Origin of the sequence: Lachnoclostridium phytofermentans ISDg (assembly GCF_000018685.1) — a bacterium.
GTDB lineage: Bacteria > Bacillota > Clostridia > Lachnospirales > Lachnospiraceae > Lachnoclostridium > Lachnoclostridium phytofermentans.
This window is the reverse complement of record NC_010001.1, coordinates 2,252,255-2,268,815: the sequence shown is the minus strand read 5'-3', so window position 1 is coordinate 2,268,815 and position 16,561 is coordinate 2,252,255. Positions and strand designations below refer to the sequence as shown.

Sequence of the window (16,561 nt, the reverse complement as noted above, 5' to 3'; positions counted from 1 at the left end):
TCCGGCAGGCTTGTCCGGTTCATACTGAGACGTGAGCGTATTGTGTCCTCTCTTTGGATTGTAATTTTGGCACTGTTTTCGATTGTTATTGCGCCAACATTAGGTAACAATTTCGATGCCACGTCCAGACAAGCGTTTGTCGAGACATTAAAAAACCCAGGCATGATTGCTTTGATGGGTCCTATCTATGGCGTGGATAACTACACGGTCGGTGCGATGTACTCAAACACAATGTTTCTTTGGGTCATTATGGCTGTCGTAGTAATGAACGTTTTTCTTGTGGTCCGTCACACACGTGGTGATGAAGAAAAAGGACGCTCAGAAGTTTTACGTTCCTTACCAACAGGTAGGCTTGCCAACTTAAATGCCACAATGATTACAGCGGTTGTTGTAAATGTTGCCCTTGCTTTAGTGACTGGGCTAGGCCTCGCTGCGATGAGAGTAGAAAGTATGGATCTTGCAGGTTCTATGCTCTTTGGTGTAGCGATAGGGGCTGCAGGATTGTTTTTCGCAGCAGTCGCTGCGGTGTTTGCACAGCTTTCCGTAACTTCGCGTGGTGCGATAGCGTATTCTTTTGTTGCATTTGGTATTTTATATTTTATACGAGCTATTGGTGATATCAATAGTGAGACGTTGTCTCTTATATGCCCATTAGGACTTATACAACGTACGCAGATTTATGTTGAAAACCACTGGTGGCCGGTCCCTATATTATTACTTGAAACAGTAGGTGTCACAGCCATCGCTTACGCGCTTAACAGCATCCGAGACATGGAACAAGGTTTTATACCTGCAAAACCTGGTCGTAAAGAAGCTTCGGTATTTCTACGCTCTCCGTTTGGACTTTCTCTTCGCCTGTTACGAAACTCACTAATCGCATGGTTTATTGTTATGTTCTCACTTGGTGCAGCCTATGGTTCAATACTAGGTGATATTGATAGATTCGTTGGACAAAGTGATTTTTACCAGAAGATCATCAAGATTAACGACGAATTTTCTATAGCAAAAATGTTTATTACAATGGTGACTTCTATACTATCACTGATAGGAACTATTCCGGTAATAATTGCTGCCTTAAAGCTACGAAGTGAAGAAAAAGACGGACGCATGGAGCATGTTCTATCTCGTGCCGTTTCGCGTACGAAGTATTTAGCATGCTATGTGGTGCTGTCATTTTTATCAAGCGTACTCTTCCAATGTGCCATCGCTTTGGGTATTTATACAGCTGCTGTCTCGGTTATGCCAAACCCTAGTGAACTTTCGCTTGGTTACTTGTTACAAGCGAATTTAGTATATCTTCCTGCGTTATGGGTAATGATCGGTGGAGCAATTTTACTGATTGGCTTATTGCCAAAAGCGACTGTAGCTATTTGGGGATATTTTGGTTTTACTTTCTTTGCTGCCTTCATTGGGATGGCTGCCGGACTTCCAGAATGGCTCAATAAACTTAACCCTTTTGGCTATATCCCACAGCTCCCTACTGATACGATAAATTTTGTGACGTTAGTCATATTAACAGTGATAGCTGCCATCTTGACTGCTGTCGGATTTATCTTTTATAGGAAGAGAGACATGATGGCGTAAATGATTCCAATACAAAGAAAAGAACGTTTTACAGCTTTTCCTTGTAGTAGAAAAATATCTTTTCAAATTTTTGTTTGTTAACGAATAAAATAGCTACTCAATTCTCAGTACCCCCACCTCTAAATTATGAGTCGTGGGGGTATTTAAATTGACATTTATTACTAAGTTATTTAAAATTATCTTATAATTATAAATATAGAAAAAAATTTCATTGAGAGGTGTCCATTTGCATGAGTAAATTGAAAGATTTAACTTTAAAGAAAAAGATACAATATTTTTGGGATTACTATCGAACCTCTACAATAATTTTTATCGTTGTGATTTTAGTTGCTACTTCCATAATCAAGACGATTTCAGCAAATAAAGTGAATTACGATACTTATTGCTTGATCTTAAATGATTCGAACAATGATAAATTAGTAGAACGAATCAAAAAAGGTTACCCAGATTATCAAGGAAATCGTGAGCTTCGGATTAACGTGGACAACGGGTATACTTTTAATTATTTAGAGGAGTATGGTATCAATTGGCCTGAAGAGAGCGCAATAGTAAAGTTATTTGCATTGAAGGAAGATCAAGCGGATGCTGCAATTGCAGATTACAACACAATGCTCTGGGCGGTGTATGAAAACTATATCTATCCTTTGGATGAAATCCTTCCAAATGATTTGTTAGAGCAACTGAAACCATATTACATATATGCATCTTTTAAAGGTGAAGAAGAATCTGATGGTAAAATATACGGCTTCGATATTTCTGATACCAAAGTATTCAAAGGTTATTCCGAGAAATATCAAAAAGCAGTCGTTTTTATACCGAATCTGACAACTGGCTCAGATAAGGAAAATCGGCTTGAAAAGTCCATTGAATTCATAAAATATCTATTTGATATGTAATAAAGATTACCTTGCCCCTAAAGATGTTTCGATAAAATTTTATGCTCCTTAAGATTCGTAATCTTAATCATTCTATACACAAAATCCTGTAAAAGCAGAAAAGTGAAGCCAATAGCTCAGCTTCTGTTGTATATACAAGCTGTTGTATATACAAGCTGTTGTATATACAAGCTGTTGTATTTATAGACTCTTGTCTTTACATGCTTTTTGTCTTTACATGCTTTTTGTTTTTACATGCTTTTGTAAAACCTTAGCAACTGCTACAGCACTTTGAACGATGAACTTCTTCTTACATAACTTAAATCATCCAGAAATTATCACTGAAAACAATTCTGCGATAGGTTTCAAACTTTGACCATTTATTATGAAAAGCTACTTTATTCTCTTGCTTTATACTATGAAACTCAAGGAAGTAATCATTAAAGTCCGCCATGGAACGTATTTTTAATTCAAAACCTCTTTCATCGATGATTGGTAATCCCTCATACTGGTACTCTATTATTGGAATAATATCTTTTATTTTTTTATTGCGTATCAATATAGCAACAGAATCTTCAATCGATACAATATCAAAAAACTCCGGATACCAAAAACTGTCTCCCTCAATCGGTACAACGTCACCTACATGATAGGTAGTATTCAATGCTTTTTGTCTTAAAAGAAAGGCATTTTCACGATTAAAATAAAATTCTTCAAAGATATAACCACCTGCTTTAATATCTCCGTGCTCAAAATGAGGTATTTCTTCCCCTATTTCAACATACTCTACTACACCGCATGCGGATGTCATATGACTAACTCGGTCAATCAAAATAAGTTCGCCAAGCGTTTTATTTTTCTTAAATTCGTCCACTACTATTTTTACCGTAAACTCAAGATCACAATATATGATTTCATTTTTTGTGACTAAATTAACCTCCTTATGTTTTCCTGTATTCACATCAATCTTATACTCTACATTTTTAATAATAGCTGGAATCATTTTAGTTCCTAGTTTTACTAGGTAATCTTTTGTGACCTTTAGAGGTTCGTCATCCATCCAAAGAATTGTTGCTTTTACATGTTTACTGATTGGTAGTTTTTCATTATCCGATAGTACACAGCCTCGGCTTACATCAACCTCTTTATCAAGCTGGATTGTAACTCCCTGACCTGTATACGCTTCTTCTGCATTTTTATTACCAATTAGTATACTTTTAACTGTGGCTCCTTCATTACTTGGAAAAGTGATAATTTTCTGGCCCACTCTTACACTACCAGACTCTATCTGCCCCTGAAAACCTCTGAATTCATGATTTGGACGGCACACACGTTGGATTGGTAGATAAAAACAGGTATCATCCCTTGTTTCGGTTACATCAACCAGTTCCAAATATTCAAGTAATGATTCTTCCTCATACCAATTCATATGATCCGATTTTTTTGTCACATTATCTCCTAACGTAGCACTAACCGGTATTATTTTTACATTATGAAGTGATAAATCCTTCGCTAATTCAAGAATATTCCTTTTTATTTCTAGAAATCTTTCCTCACTATAATCCACCAAATCCATCTTATTGACAGCGAATACAAAATGATGAATTCCCATGAATGAACAGATTCTTGAGTGGCGTTTCGTCTGAAGCAGTACTCCTTGTTTTGCATCAATAAGAATAATTGTTAATTGCGCAAATGATGCACCTACAGCCATATTTCTTGTATATTCTTCATGACCAGGTGTATCTGCTACAATAAAACTTCGATTTTTTGTTGTAAAATAACGATATGCAACATCAATTGTTATCCCCTGTTCTCTTTCTGCTTCTAACCCATCCAGTAAAAGAGAATAATCGATTTCTCCTCCGCGAGAACCGACTTTGCTATCAAGCATAAGAGCATTTTCCTGATCTGTATATAAAAGTTTGGAATCATATAAAATATGTCCAATCAATGTTGATTTCCCATCATCAACACTTCCACACGTTATAAATTTAAGCAATCCATTCATTAAAAATACCCTTCCCTCTTTCTCTTTTCCATACTTGCGGTACCACCATCCTTATCTATTACACGGCTGGTTCTTTCCGATTCCACAGAACTTAACGTTTCTTCAATAATTTCCTCCAAAGTAGCTGCTTCTGATAAAACACCTCCGGAAAGCGGATAACAACCAAGTGTTCGGAAACGTACTTTTTTTAATTCTGGTACTTCACCGGGATTTAGAGGAATACGATCATCGTCTACCATGATGATATTACCATCACGATATACAACCGGCCGTTCCTTTGCTAAATATAAAGGAACAATTGGTATATTCTCTTGTTTTATGTACTGCCAAATATCTTTTTCCGTCCAGTTCGAAATTGGAAATACTCTAATACTTTCCCCCTTATTGATCTCCGTATTATATAACTTCCACATCTCAGGCCTTTGATTTTTAGGATCCCACGCATGAGAAGCATTTCGAAAGGAAAAAATTCTTTCTTTTGCACGGCTTTTTTCTTCGTCACGTCTTCCCCCGCCAAATGCTGCGGTAAATCCATATTGGTTGAGTGCCTGTTTTAACGCTTGTGTCTTCATAATATCTGTATAAGCAGAACCGTGATCAAACGGATTGATTCCTCGTGCTACGCCATCCTCATTAATATACTCAATCATATCAATTTCAAGTTCTTTTGCTGTTTTGTCACGAAATTCAATCATCTCTCTAAATTTCCAGGTAGTGTTGACATGCAAAAAAGGAAACGGTGGTTTTTCCGGATAAAATGCCTTCCATGCAAGGTGCAGCATAACGGAGCTGTCTTTCCCGATCGAATAAAGCATAACTGGTTTTTCGCACTGCACTGCTACCTCCCTTATAATATAAATAGCTTCTGCTTCCAGTTCATCTAGATGTGATAATTCGCTCATACTTATAACCCAACCTTTCTAACCTGCAAACTTTAGGCCGCAGGCACATTATTTGTACAGAGAATTGAAATGCGATTCATTCTATTAGAAGTTATCTTCTTCACACGTAAAAACATGCTTGCTTAGTAGTAAGCTGGAAGTTTGTGCCGAGATTACGCAAACATAAACTTCTTATGAAAGAAAATTAAATTTTTTATTCATACTACTTTCACACATTTAATATTGATTTGAATCTTTACTGTTTACATCTATTACGAGGACACTACCATCACCTTTGGTAATGTTCCAGTGTAAAATATCTCCTTCATAAGAAACATTTAATTTACTTCCATTTCCACCGATATCGGCACCTAAATAGTAATCGATTGCGCATACCTTACACTCTTTCACACAGGAAGCACAACCCCAGCAATCCTTGGGATATTTGATGTAAGCTTTTCCATCCTTCTCTTTAATAAGGCTGCCGGGACAAACGAGAATACAGGAAAGACAGCCCACGCATTTTTCTTGATTAATTTTTATGCTCATACACTGCCTCCTTAACAATATCCCTATAGATTATCTTTAATTTATCATTTTCAAATTTAGAATTTACATAGCAAAAATACTCATCTCTTTGTTGCGGATAATCTAAATTTTCATTAAAGGAATGCCATCTAGTTTCTTTTCTATGATATAAATGCGCTATTACTGATTTACATACTAAAAGTCTTTCTCTCAGCTCATAGACAAACATTAGTTCATGCATATCCGATGCACTAAGATTTTTGGAAAGTTGAATCAGGTTATCAATCTTTTCCTCTGCTAGCATTAACTGTTTTTCATTAAACTGATAATTCGTTGATATCCCTCCTGCATATTCATCCATCACTTTCTGCATCGCTTCTTCTAGTTCTTCGGCGGTAAACAGTGCATTCGCAGATTTCAAAATGTCTTCATACTCTTTTACAATTTTTCTACTTTCCTTTGCCACATTTTCTTTTATTTCAGCAAATTCACTTATTTTACTTATGATATCAAGTGCTGCAATCTCTCCTTCTGCCAGCGCACCACTCACATATTTTTGCGGACAGCCTCCCGTAACATCACCTCCTGCATATAACCCATGGATTGTTGTTTCTCTATTGGTATTAACCCAGTATCCGCTCGCAGTATGACCTCCAACAATATACGGTTCTGTACCTGTAATTTCAACATCCTGCTCACTTGGTAGCTTACCACTTTCTATCCACTTTAAAGTTTGACTCGGCGCCATGTTAAGATAAGCTTTTAATAGATCTTTCTCCTTCACTTTATCCATAGCACTTGTTTGCAGATAGCAAGGCCCTTTCCCTAATTGATTTTCCTTCACTGTTCCATATACTCGCTCACTTGTTGTAATACCATAGTTGTTCTCATATACCTCACCAAGGGAATTAATCTGCTTCGCCTGAACCCCCTGTGCTATGGTACCGGTCGGTGCTATGGTATCTTTACACCGAAGGGCTATGAATCTCATTTCAAATGAGGTCATCTCTGCTCCTGCCTTAATTCCCATTGCATATCCCGCACCGGTATTAAAAGGAGGGTACCACATTTTATGGCGGGAAGTCCCCGGATTATTGGGTTTATATAAACCTGCAGCACCTCCTGTTGATACTATGACAGCCTTCGCCCTAAATTCATACGCAATTTCTTCCCTTATACTAAACCCAATAGCCCCATAGATTGTATTATCGTTTACCATAAAATCTGTGATATTGACATTGTTAAATACCTCAATGTTTTTTCCCTTCCTTACAGCTTTGGCTAAAATAGGCTTAAAATTTTCTCCATTTATTTTTATATTGCGATTTCCTCTCGTTACATAGTTTCCATCCGTATCTTTTAATATGACTAAACCAAGCTTCTCCATCTGTGCAGTAACTTCATTAAATCGTTTTGCTACGGATAAGAGCAAATCTTTCCTCACGATTCCATTTGCATCTTTAATTGCATAATCAACATAATCTTCTGGTGTTCTTCCTTCTACGATATAAGCATTAATAGCGTTTACACCAGCTGCTAAACAACCACTTCTTTTGATATTTGCTTTTTCAGCAATTACTACCTTTAGCTTAGAATTTTTACAAAGTGTTAAAGCGGCATAACATCCGGCTGTTCCACCACCAATGATGAGTACGTCTGTTGAGATAATCTCATGTCTTAACTTTATTCCCATATTAATTACCATTCTTTCAAGTTTTCATAATTTTACTGCTCTTTACACATTTCTAGTTCATCGCTGCAACGTAAATACTAATTTCCAGAGAATATCTATCACTATATTAAATAAAAGTTTTCCCCTTATCTATTTTGAATGGATCTATTTGGGATGGATTGATCTTATAAAGTTATAATCTGCTTTCCCTTCAATTCTGAGTTTTCCAGAAGATAAGTCTTTTCCTCATCATAAGCATATACCCGATATACGATGACACACATTTTTTCGCCTACCTTAATAGGTCTTCTTTCCAGTGAACGTTGTGTTGTTAGAATAATCCCCCTTACGTTAAGTGTAACTAGAAGACAATTTCCTCGGAAAGAAATATCTTCAATGATACCTTCATCCGAATATTCTATAATGTCTTTAAACTTTAGATTGTCACTTTTAAAAGCTTCCACAAATTCCGGTCTAATAATAGCACCTATATAATTGCCTTTTTGAAAACCTCGGAGTTTATAATACTCTGGCTCTCTCTCTGATTGCCCGATAAATTCTGCTACAAACGGTGTGTTTGGTTTTTTATAAATCTCAAGCGGAGGCCCAATCTGCTCGACTCTTCCGTTATTTGTAACGATAATTTCATCTGCTACTTCCACTGCTTCATCCTGATCATGCGTCACAAATATACTGGTAATCCCAACTTTATGTATCATTTCTCTAAGCCAGCTTCTTAACTCGAGTCGTACTTTCGCATCAATTGCTGCAAAAGGTTCATCCAGTAAAAGAAGGCTTGGATTCGGTGCAAGTGCTCTTGCAAATGCAACCCGCTGTCTTTGTCCGCCTGATAATTGATTTGGGTATCTCTTTTCCATTCCCATTAAACCAGTTAATTCAATAAGTTGCCCTACTCTTTCCTTTACTTGCTTCTTTGGAACTTTCTTTATTTCTAATCCAAAGGCTATATTCTGATACACGGTCATATAACGAAATAGGGCATAATTCTGAAATACAAATCCAATTCCTCTTTCCGATGCTGGAATATCATTTACCCGATTTCCATCAATCATAATGTCCCCGGTATTTGGTGTCTCTAGCCCTGCTATCATTCTTAATATCGTAGTTTTTCCACTCCCACTGGGTCCAAGCAAAGCTACCAGTTTCCCTTTTTCGATTCCAAAGTTCACCTGTTCCGAGGCTTTAAAATCTCCATAGGTTTTATCTATATTTTTAAGTTCTACATACATACCCTTCTCCCCTTTAACATCTTTTATACTTCTTCTTTATATTTCCTTTTTATACTTTCTTTTCATACTTACTGTTTATAATTCCTTTTCAACTTCTTCACACTTTCTTTTTATACTTCCTCTTCATGTTTTCTTTTTATACTTCCGTTTCACACTTTCTTTTTATACTTACTTTTCAACTTCCTTTCACGTTTTCTTTCATACTTCCTTTTTTCTCTTTGCTTTATATTCCACTATGTTTCTTAGCACCAATACAACAATTGCAATAATCACAAGGATAGAGGATACCGCAAATGCCGCTGTAATTGAGTCAGCGGATCCAGACAAATAAAGTGCATCAATTTCTAAAGGTAGGGTAAATGTCTCTCCTCTTGTTTTAGATAAAGCATTCACTGCCCCAAACTCACCCAATGCTCTCGCCGTACACAATATGATTCCATATAATAAAGCCCACTTAATATGTGGAAACGTAATTTTTCTGAATATGGTAAATCCATTCGCACCCATCAGTGCAGCCGCTTCCTCTTCCTCTCTTCCCTGGGCATTTAAAACTGGTATGATTTCTCTTGAGATAAAAGGAAAGGTAACGAAAATTGTTGCCAATGCAACGCCGGGAAGAGCAAAAACTATTTTAATATCAGTCCCAAGGAACCTATTGATTCTATCAATATATCCACTCGCCCATCCCAGTCTCCCGAAGGTCATTAGAAATGCCAAGCCAGCAATAACCGGTGAGATGGAAAACGGAATATCAATGATTGTTGCCAGCACATGTTTTCCGCGGAAGGAAAACTTCGTTATCAGCCATGCTGCAATGATTCCAAAAAACGAATTGACCGTCACAGCTATCACCGTAGCAAATAAAGTTACCTTGAGGGCTGTTGTTACATACTCTGTCTGTAAAGCCTTACGGTAAAAAGTAAAACCTTCACTTAATGAATTGGTGATAACAGAAATCAGTGGTAATACCAGCATGAAGAAAATAAAAAGGACACTAATTGTGATTAATATTGCTTTCGTCATTTTGCTATTTTTATCTAATACTATACTTTTTGCCGATTTACGTAGTTTATTATCTGTAGTTTTATCTTTACTGTTTGCAGTTTTATCTTTACTGTTTGCAGTTTTATCCTTACTATTTGCAGTTTTATCCTTACTATTTGATGTCTTATCATCTCTATCCGTAACATATTCATTCTGCATAACGTACCTCCTAAACATTATTTGTACGCTTAGTCTGACGTACCTGAATGATATTTAAAAACAACAATACCGTAAAGGATATAATCAACATAACCAAAGCAATTGCTGTAGCACCTGCATAATCTACATAATTTAGTTTTTGCATGATTACATATGACACAACCTGAGTTTGATCCTTTGCACTGTTTCCGGAAATATAAATTACACTTCCATATTCTCCGATTCCTCTTGCAAGAGCTAAACCAAAGCCAGTTAGTAGGGCAGGTTTTAATTCAGGAAAAATAACTTTATAAAATGTTGTGACCCTATTTGCCCCCAAGATATAAGCTGCCTCTTCATACTGCGCATCCAATTTCTCTAAGACTGGCTGAATTGCTCTCACAACAAAAGGAATTCCAATAAAAACTAGTGCTATTGTAACTCCAAGCTTGGTATAGGATACTTTAATTCTAAGCGTTGCAAATTTTCTCCCAAGGATACCTGTATCAGAATACATCTTAGACAAAGTAATACCTGCAACTGCTGTTGGCAATGCAAATGGTAATTCAATCAAGCCATCGAGCAGGCGTTTTCCGATAAATTCATACCTCACTAAAACCCATGCAAGAATTAAGCCAAAGAAACAATTTATAATAGCTGCTACAAAAGAACAAAGCAAACTTGTTTTGAATGCATTTATTACATTTTTCTTTGCAATTAGTTGAATGAATTCACTTGGCGATAACTGAAAAGAATATACTAAAACAGAGGCCAGCGGAATGAAGATAATTAAGGAAAACATAAGCAGTGTAATCCCCATGGTTAAACTAAAACCCGGTATTACCGAATTATTTTTCACTTTTCGTTTCACCATAACCCCTCCATCGGATTCTTATTTCTCATAAATCTCATCAAAGATGCCGCCATCTGCAAAGAATGTTTGATAGGCTTCATTCCAGCCGCCAAAATCACCAATCGTACATAAATTTATATTAAGATCAAACTTATCAGAAAATTCCTCCAAGATTTCTTGATTCGATGGTCTGAACCCAAAGTTTCCTATGATTTTCTGTGCTTCTTCCGAATATAGATACTCCAAATAAGCTTTCGCAATTTCCTCTGTTTTATTTTTCTTCGCATTTTCATCTACGATGGCAACACTTGGTTGTGCTAAAATACTGATACTCGGAGTTATGATTTCGTATTGATCCGGATATTCCTTAAGTGCTAGGATAGCTTCATTCTCCCAAGCCAGTAATACATCACCCTGACCATTTTCAACAAATGTTGTTGTTGCCCCTCTGGCACCGGAATCCATCACGGTAACATTGTCATAGAGTTTCTTTACAAAGTCTTTTGTTTTATTGTCATCCCCCTCATATGTAACACTTGTATAATGCCATGCAGCGAGGAAATTCCAGCAAGCTCCGCCGCTACTTTTTGGATCCGGAGTAATAACCCCTACTCCGTCCTTAATTAAATCATCCCAATCTTTAATATTTTTATCATTCCCTTTTCTTACTAAGAAAACGATAGTTGAAGTGTAAGGAGAAGAATTTCCTTTAAACTCTTCCAGCCATCCGGAATCAATTAAGCCCGCTTCTTCAATCAATGTAATATCATGTGCTAAAGCGAGCGTTACGACATCTGCTGCTGCACCTTCAATGACTGACCTTGCCTGGCTTCCTGATCCACCATGAGACTGTATAACTTCTACATCGGTACCATAGGTTTCTTTGTAATACTGTTCAAACAGCTTATTGTACGCGATATACAGTTCTCTGGTAGGATCATAGGATACATTCGTAATCGTCACTTTACCGCCTTCTGATTTCTTACTGCAAGCTGCAAACACAGATACCATCCCAAACACTAAAAATAACACAATAATTCTTTTTTGATATCTTCCCTTCATAAATTTAACCTCCACTTGTTATATGTTATCTGATATTTCTTCCCTGTTGTTTAACCAACAAATGTTTGAATTATTTAAAAATTAGCCTATTCCTATTTTTTCGTTCAATAAAGATTAGCTATTTAACTAAACATCAGCTATAATACGCCTCCTCCATTTTTTTGATAAATTCCTCCTGTCCTACCCTGTCGATTGTAAATTTAAACCGTTCACTTTTCTTTGCGTAATCATCAAAAAACTGTATTGCAGCATCTGTAACCCGAAAAAGTTGCTCTTCTGATGTAATTAATGGTAGTGGAGAGAAACCTTTGCTTATGCTATTACCAAATGTTCCCCCAAAGGAAATAATATAAGCAGACTCAGTATCCCAAGCGTCTGTCGGACACGACTTTGCACATCGTCCGCAATAATTACATTTATTATAATCCACATTGACTTTACCATCTTTTATGGTAATCGCATGGCTGCGACATACCTTTTCGCATGCACCGCAGAGAATACATTTCTCCTCCAGCCACTTGACCTCTAAAGCTCCTTTTATGCCAACATCATTTTCTTCTGCCTTCAGACAATTATTCTGACATCCTGTAACGCCAAACTTGAATTTATGTGGTAGCTCTCTGCCAAAGTACCGATCATTTAATTTTTTCGCGATATCATAAGAATCGATATTCCCGCTAGGACAAATGACATTTCCCTGACATGCGGTAACAGTTCTCACTCTCGGACCACTGACTCCAGGGTTACACTCACCAAGCAATAGTTCTTCCTTTACTTCCTCGATATCAGGAAGTTTGATAAAAGGTATCTCAACACCTTGCCTTGAAGTTAGATGAACATACCCCTCACCATATTTTTCCGCAACTTCTGCAATCTTTTTTAGATTTTTGACAGTTAGCATCCCCCCAACCACCTGTAACCTTAAGGAAAAATTATCTTTCTGTTTCTGTCGCATAAATCCGCCTCTTTTAAGAGTCTCATAATCCACTTTCTCCATTCATCTTCCTCCCCTTATATCTTTCTAATAATCTGTTTTACATCCAATCATAATTCTGTTGACAGATTGAATTGTTTTACATATTAACTTTTTTAGTAGTATATTACCCCTATAAACATATAATGCCTATATGTTTATAGAATTTTATGCTTTAACGCTTTACCTAGATAATATTTTTATCGTACACAAAAAAAAGATATGGTTACCCGCCCCAGGTAAAGATATCTTTTTTAATCTTATATCATATAATAATCAGCACTATCATTTTTCTTAACTAAATCTGCTATTGTAATTCCATCAAAATAATCATTGGTTAATTTATAAAATTCTTCCCACATATGTAAAGTCCGGCACTCAGTAGCCCTTGTACAATTATTTGGTGTCTTTTCAAGACAGGATACAGGTGCAAGAGAACCTTCTGTCAATCTTAAGATACTGCCGACTGTATACTGTTCTGGTGCTTTTGCCAGTTTATAACCACCACCTTTTCCTCTCAAAGAAATAAGTAAATCATTCTTGCTTAATATGGAAACGATGGCTTCTAAGTACTTCTCGGATATTTCCTGCCGCCCGGCAATATCCATTAATGTAATAAATTCTCCATTATTATGTTCTGCTAGATCTATCAAAACTCGAATAGCATATCGCCCTTTTGTTGATATCTTCATAGCACTAACCTCCATAAGCCTAATTTACCATAAGCTAAGTATGTTTTTCAAGTGTAATCGAAAAGGTATTTTACTTATATTGTAAAATAAATAAATATTCCTTATCGATTACAAAACACCCTTTTTGCATTATAAATTCTAGTGCAAATTAATTATTCCTCTATCGTATTATCCTCATTCATTAGTTCTTCCATCTTCAACTTATCTTTCTGTGATAAGGTATCCAAAAGATAATTACGATTTTTCGCTTGGGTTTCTATGAATTCGTTCTTTAATTTATCATTTACTCTGTCAATCTCTTCTTTTAAATCTCTCGCAGATAATAAGGAACATCCTGCTCCTCTAATAATAATCTGCTGTAAACCGTCTGAGGTTGCAACTGTGATATCATATTTTTTCTGATTGTCATGCGCAAATTTTTCAATATATTGATCTGCTGTTTGTGCCTCTTTTGTATATACTACATGAATATTGTGATAATCGATTACTTCCTCAGGATGACCAAGTAAGCGATAAGCGTCAAATACAACGATTATTTGACACTTTCGTATCCCCTGATAGTTACAAAGAATATCAAGTAATTTCATCCTTGCACCGTGCATATTCTCATCAACATGTTCATTTAATTCGGGCCATGCGTGAATAATATTATATCCATCTACAAGAAGATACTCTTCTTTATTCTCCTTCTGACGATTGACATAGGTTGTAGGTTCGTAGTAACTTTCACGTGCACTTTTACTTCTTTTCCAGGTGGATTTCTTCCCTTGGTTTGAATAGAAGGTACTATTAATTATTTTATCAATCTCATCTAAACTAATTAGTCTCTCTTCTCTCTCTCTAAATTGGTAGTCTGCTATTTTCTCTGAAACTTCTTTTTTTCCCTTTAAATAGCTTTCCACATGCATATAGTCCTTAACTTCATTCCAATCCACTAAAAATCCTGCACCGTGTGCGCAAAAAACAGAACCTGTTGGATTTCCAAGATCTCGTTCTGAGTCATATCCTATACTTTCCATGACCTCTAAAGTATTATGGCACGGTAAATATCCTTTTAAGCTACAAAAAAGCTTACCAAGACCTTTGGTATAAGAAGTTACTTCTTTCTGATAATTTCTCATGGTGATAACAGGGGCGCTCCCCACTAAAACTGACATCTCACCATCTGTCCGTGATATTTCACATGTACCATACATTTTCTCAATGTCCGTCATTGCTCTTCCTACCATTTTCTCAGGTAGCTCCAACTGAAAAGAATAATAAGGTTCCAATAATATTGAGTTTGCCTCTTTCAAGCCTTGGCGTACCGCACGGTAAGTAGCTTCTCTGAAATCTCCACCTTCTGTATGTTTATTGTGTGCCCGTCCTGCTACCAACGTGATTTTCATATCCGTTGTTGCAGAACCTGTTAGTACTCCCTTGTGAGTTTTTTCTTCCAGATGAGTTAATATGAGTCTTTGCCAGCTTTTCCCCAATAGGTCCTCACTGCAATCTATCCCAAATTCTAAACCGCTTCCCGGTTCCCCTGGCTCTAATAGTAGATGAACCTCAGCATAATGTCTCAATGGCTCAAAATGTCCTACCCCTTCAACTACATTTCCAATTGTTTCTTTATATACGATTCTTCCTGCATCAAATGACACCTCCACGCCAAAACGGGTTTTAATCATACTCTGAAGAATTTCTATCTGCACTTCGCCCATAATCTGTGCTTGGATTTCTTGCAACTGTTCCTCCCATACAATATGAAGTTCTGGTTCTTCCTCTTCAATTTGGCGAAGCTTTGGAAGCATCATTCTTGGGTCGATGCCTTCCGGGAGTATAATCTGATAGGATAAGACTGGCTCTAATACAGGTGTATCAGAAACCTCCTCTATTCCAAGTCCTTCTCCTGGCTTTGTTTGAGTAAGTCCCATTACTGCAAATACACTTCCAGCCTCTACCTCATTTACTGATTCGTATTTTTGTCCAGAGTAAATTCTGATTTGATTCACTTTCTCTTCCCAGACTCTATTGGTTAAGGCGTCCTTTACCTTAAGTCTTCCACCATTAAGCTTCATGTGTGTTAGTCGGTTTCCTTGATCATCTCTTGTTATTTTAAATACTTTTGCACCGAATTCATCAGGATAACTAGGTAGCATCGTATAAGTGTTAATTCCCTTCAAAAATTCCTCAATACCATCTAATCTTAACGCTGATCCGAAAAAACAAGGAAATACTTTGCGTTCTTTGATAGCCTGCTTTATCTGATTTGTTTCCACAAGCCCCGTTTCCAGATAGGATTCCATCATGAGCTCATCGCACATCGCTAATTGATCATAAAATTCATCTGACATAACTTGTCCAAAATCAATGCATCCATCTTCTAACTGATTTTTTAAATCACTTAATATCTTATCTTTCTCTGTCCCTGGTTGATCCATTTTATTAATAAATAAAAATATAGGTATCTGATACATAGCAAGCAATCGCCATAATGTCTTAGTATGTCCCTGCACTCCATCTGCCCCACTAATAACTAAGATAGCATAGTCTAGCACCTGAAGTGTTCTCTCCATTTCAGCAGAAAAATCCACATGTCCTGGTGTATCGAGTAACGTTATTTGCGTCTCACCTAACTCAACTATGGCTTGTTTTGAGAATATTGTAATTCCTCTTGCTCTTTCTAACTCGTTCGTGTCTAAGTAAGCATCTTTGTTATCGACCCTACCTAATTTTCCAATTTTACCACTCGTATAAAGTATACTTTCTGATAACGTCGTCTTACCCGCATCCACGTGCGCTAATATTCCAATAATTAATTTGTTCATATCTATTTAAATCCTTCGTTTTTATCTATTCTTTAAAAACTACAACCTAACTTAGATTGTCTGTCGATTATTCTATTTATATGATACCAGTAAGTTTGCAATTTAGCAATTTCCATGTTTTATTTTTCATAAAAACAGGATTGAGTACCCGTAGAATTTTTGTCACTAATGAAGAAAGCTCCACATCT

General features: G+C 36.5%; 13 protein-coding genes. 2 read left to right on the top strand and 11 right to left on the bottom strand.

Annotation, left to right across the window (positions count from 1 at the left end):
• Nucleotides 1-216 precede the first annotated feature (216 nt).
• Together CPHY_RS09505 and CPHY_RS09500 are read left to right on the top strand one after the other, a co-directional pair.
• On the top strand, nt 217-1,584 hold the full coding sequence (locus CPHY_RS09505; RefSeq protein WP_157668693.1) for an ABC transporter permease: 1,368 nt from the start codon (nt 217-219) through the stop codon (nt 1,582-1,584).
• Between the two features lie 230 nt (nt 1,585-1,814).
• Complete coding sequence (locus CPHY_RS09500) at nt 1,815-2,480, top strand: hypothetical protein (protein WP_012199857.1); 666 nt, start codon at nt 1,815-1,817, stop codon at nt 2,478-2,480.
• Between the two features lie 298 nt (nt 2,481-2,778).
• On the opposite strand, the gene CPHY_RS09495 is transcribed toward CPHY_RS09500, so the two are convergent.
• From CPHY_RS09495 to CPHY_RS09445, 11 genes are all read right to left on the bottom strand, one after another.
• On the bottom strand, nt 2,779-4,470 hold the full coding sequence (locus CPHY_RS09495) for a sulfate adenylyltransferase subunit 1 (protein WP_012199856.1): 1,692 nt from the start codon (nt 4,468-4,470) through the stop codon (nt 2,779-2,781).
• The gene (cysD, locus tag CPHY_RS09490; RefSeq protein WP_012199855.1) at nt 4,470-5,372 is read right to left on the bottom strand and encodes a sulfate adenylyltransferase subunit CysD; all 903 of its coding nucleotides are present in this window, start codon (nt 5,370-5,372) and stop codon (nt 4,470-4,472) included. Before cysD ends, CPHY_RS09495 begins: the two co-directional genes overlap by 1 nt.
• Before the next feature lie 216 nt (nt 5,373-5,588).
• A complete protein-coding gene (locus tag CPHY_RS09485) occupies nt 5,589-5,900 on the bottom strand; it encodes an indolepyruvate ferredoxin oxidoreductase subunit alpha (RefSeq protein ID WP_012199854.1) in 312 nt (103 codons plus the stop codon).
• Nucleotides 5,884-7,572: an adenylyl-sulfate reductase subunit alpha gene (locus CPHY_RS09480; RefSeq protein WP_041703439.1), complete on the bottom strand. Its 1,689-nt coding sequence runs from the start codon at nt 7,570-7,572 to the stop codon at nt 5,884-5,886. Before CPHY_RS09480 ends, CPHY_RS09485 begins: the two co-directional genes overlap by 17 nt.
• Nucleotides 7,573-7,736: 164 nt before the next feature.
• Nucleotides 7,737-8,801 (bottom strand): sulfate/molybdate ABC transporter ATP-binding protein, encoded by a 1,065-nt coding sequence (locus CPHY_RS09475; RefSeq protein WP_012199852.1) that lies wholly within the window; start codon nt 8,799-8,801, stop codon nt 7,737-7,739.
• 198 nt (nt 8,802-8,999) lie between these two features.
• A complete protein-coding gene (locus CPHY_RS09470) occupies nt 9,000-9,824 on the bottom strand; it encodes a sulfate ABC transporter permease (RefSeq protein WP_157668796.1) in 825 nt (274 codons plus the stop codon).
• Nucleotides 9,825-10,014: 190 nt separating this feature from the next.
• Complete coding sequence (cysT, locus tag CPHY_RS09465) at nt 10,015-10,857, bottom strand: sulfate ABC transporter permease subunit CysT (RefSeq protein ID WP_012199850.1); 843 nt, start codon at nt 10,855-10,857, stop codon at nt 10,015-10,017.
• Nucleotides 10,858-10,875: 18 nt separating this feature from the next.
• Nucleotides 10,876-11,898, bottom strand: a complete 1,023-nt coding sequence (locus CPHY_RS09460) for a sulfate ABC transporter substrate-binding protein (RefSeq protein WP_012199849.1) — start codon at nt 11,896-11,898, stop codon at nt 10,876-10,878.
• Nucleotides 11,899-12,031: 133 nt separating this feature from the next.
• On the bottom strand, nt 12,032-12,895 hold the full coding sequence (locus tag CPHY_RS09455) for a 4Fe-4S binding protein (RefSeq protein WP_012199848.1): 864 nt from the start codon (nt 12,893-12,895) through the stop codon (nt 12,032-12,034).
• Between the two features lie 236 nt (nt 12,896-13,131).
• Nucleotides 13,132-13,563, bottom strand: a complete 432-nt coding sequence (locus CPHY_RS09450; protein WP_012199847.1) for an RrF2 family transcriptional regulator — start codon at nt 13,561-13,563, stop codon at nt 13,132-13,134.
• Between the two features lie 152 nt (nt 13,564-13,715).
• Nucleotides 13,716-16,373, bottom strand: coding sequence for a translation factor GTPase family protein (locus CPHY_RS09445; protein ID WP_012199846.1), 2,658 nt, complete (start codon nt 16,371-16,373; stop codon nt 13,716-13,718).
• Nucleotides 16,374-16,561: the final 188 nt, after the last annotated feature.

Coding starts and splice junctions, on each gene's coding strand:
- CPHY_RS09505 (WP_157668693.1), top strand. CDS start 217: ATGTACTCAAACACAATGTTTCTTTGGGTCATTATGGCTGTCGTAGTA.
- CPHY_RS09500 (WP_012199857.1), top strand. CDS start 1,815: ATGAGTAAATTGAAAGATTTAACTTTAAAGAAAAAGATACAATATTTT.
- CPHY_RS09495 (WP_012199856.1), bottom strand. CDS start 4,470: ATGAATGGATTGCTTAAATTTATAACGTGTGGAAGTGTTGATGATGGG.
- cysD (WP_012199855.1), bottom strand. CDS start 5,372: ATGAGCGAATTATCACATCTAGATGAACTGGAAGCAGAAGCTATTTAT.
- CPHY_RS09485 (WP_012199854.1), bottom strand. CDS start 5,900: ATGAGCATAAAAATTAATCAAGAAAAATGCGTGGGCTGTCTTTCCTGT.
- CPHY_RS09480 (WP_041703439.1), bottom strand. CDS start 7,572: ATGGGAATAAAGTTAAGACATGAGATTATCTCAACAGACGTACTCATC.
- CPHY_RS09475 (WP_012199852.1), bottom strand. CDS start 8,801: ATGTATGTAGAACTTAAAAATATAGATAAAACCTATGGAGATTTTAAA.
- CPHY_RS09470 (WP_157668796.1), bottom strand. CDS start 9,824: ATGACGAAAGCAATATTAATCACAATTAGTGTCCTTTTTATTTTCTTC.
- cysT (WP_012199850.1), bottom strand. CDS start 10,857: ATGGTGAAACGAAAAGTGAAAAATAATTCGGTAATACCGGGTTTTAGT.
- CPHY_RS09460 (WP_012199849.1), bottom strand. CDS start 11,898: ATGAAGGGAAGATATCAAAAAAGAATTATTGTGTTATTTTTAGTGTTT.
- CPHY_RS09455 (WP_012199848.1), bottom strand. CDS start 12,895: ATGGAGAAAGTGGATTATGAGACTCTTAAAAGAGGCGGATTTATGCGA.
- CPHY_RS09450 (WP_012199847.1), bottom strand. CDS start 13,563: ATGAAGATATCAACAAAAGGGCGATATGCTATTCGAGTTTTGATAGAT.
- CPHY_RS09445 (WP_012199846.1), bottom strand. CDS start 16,373: ATGAACAAATTAATTATTGGAATATTAGCGCACGTGGATGCGGGTAAG.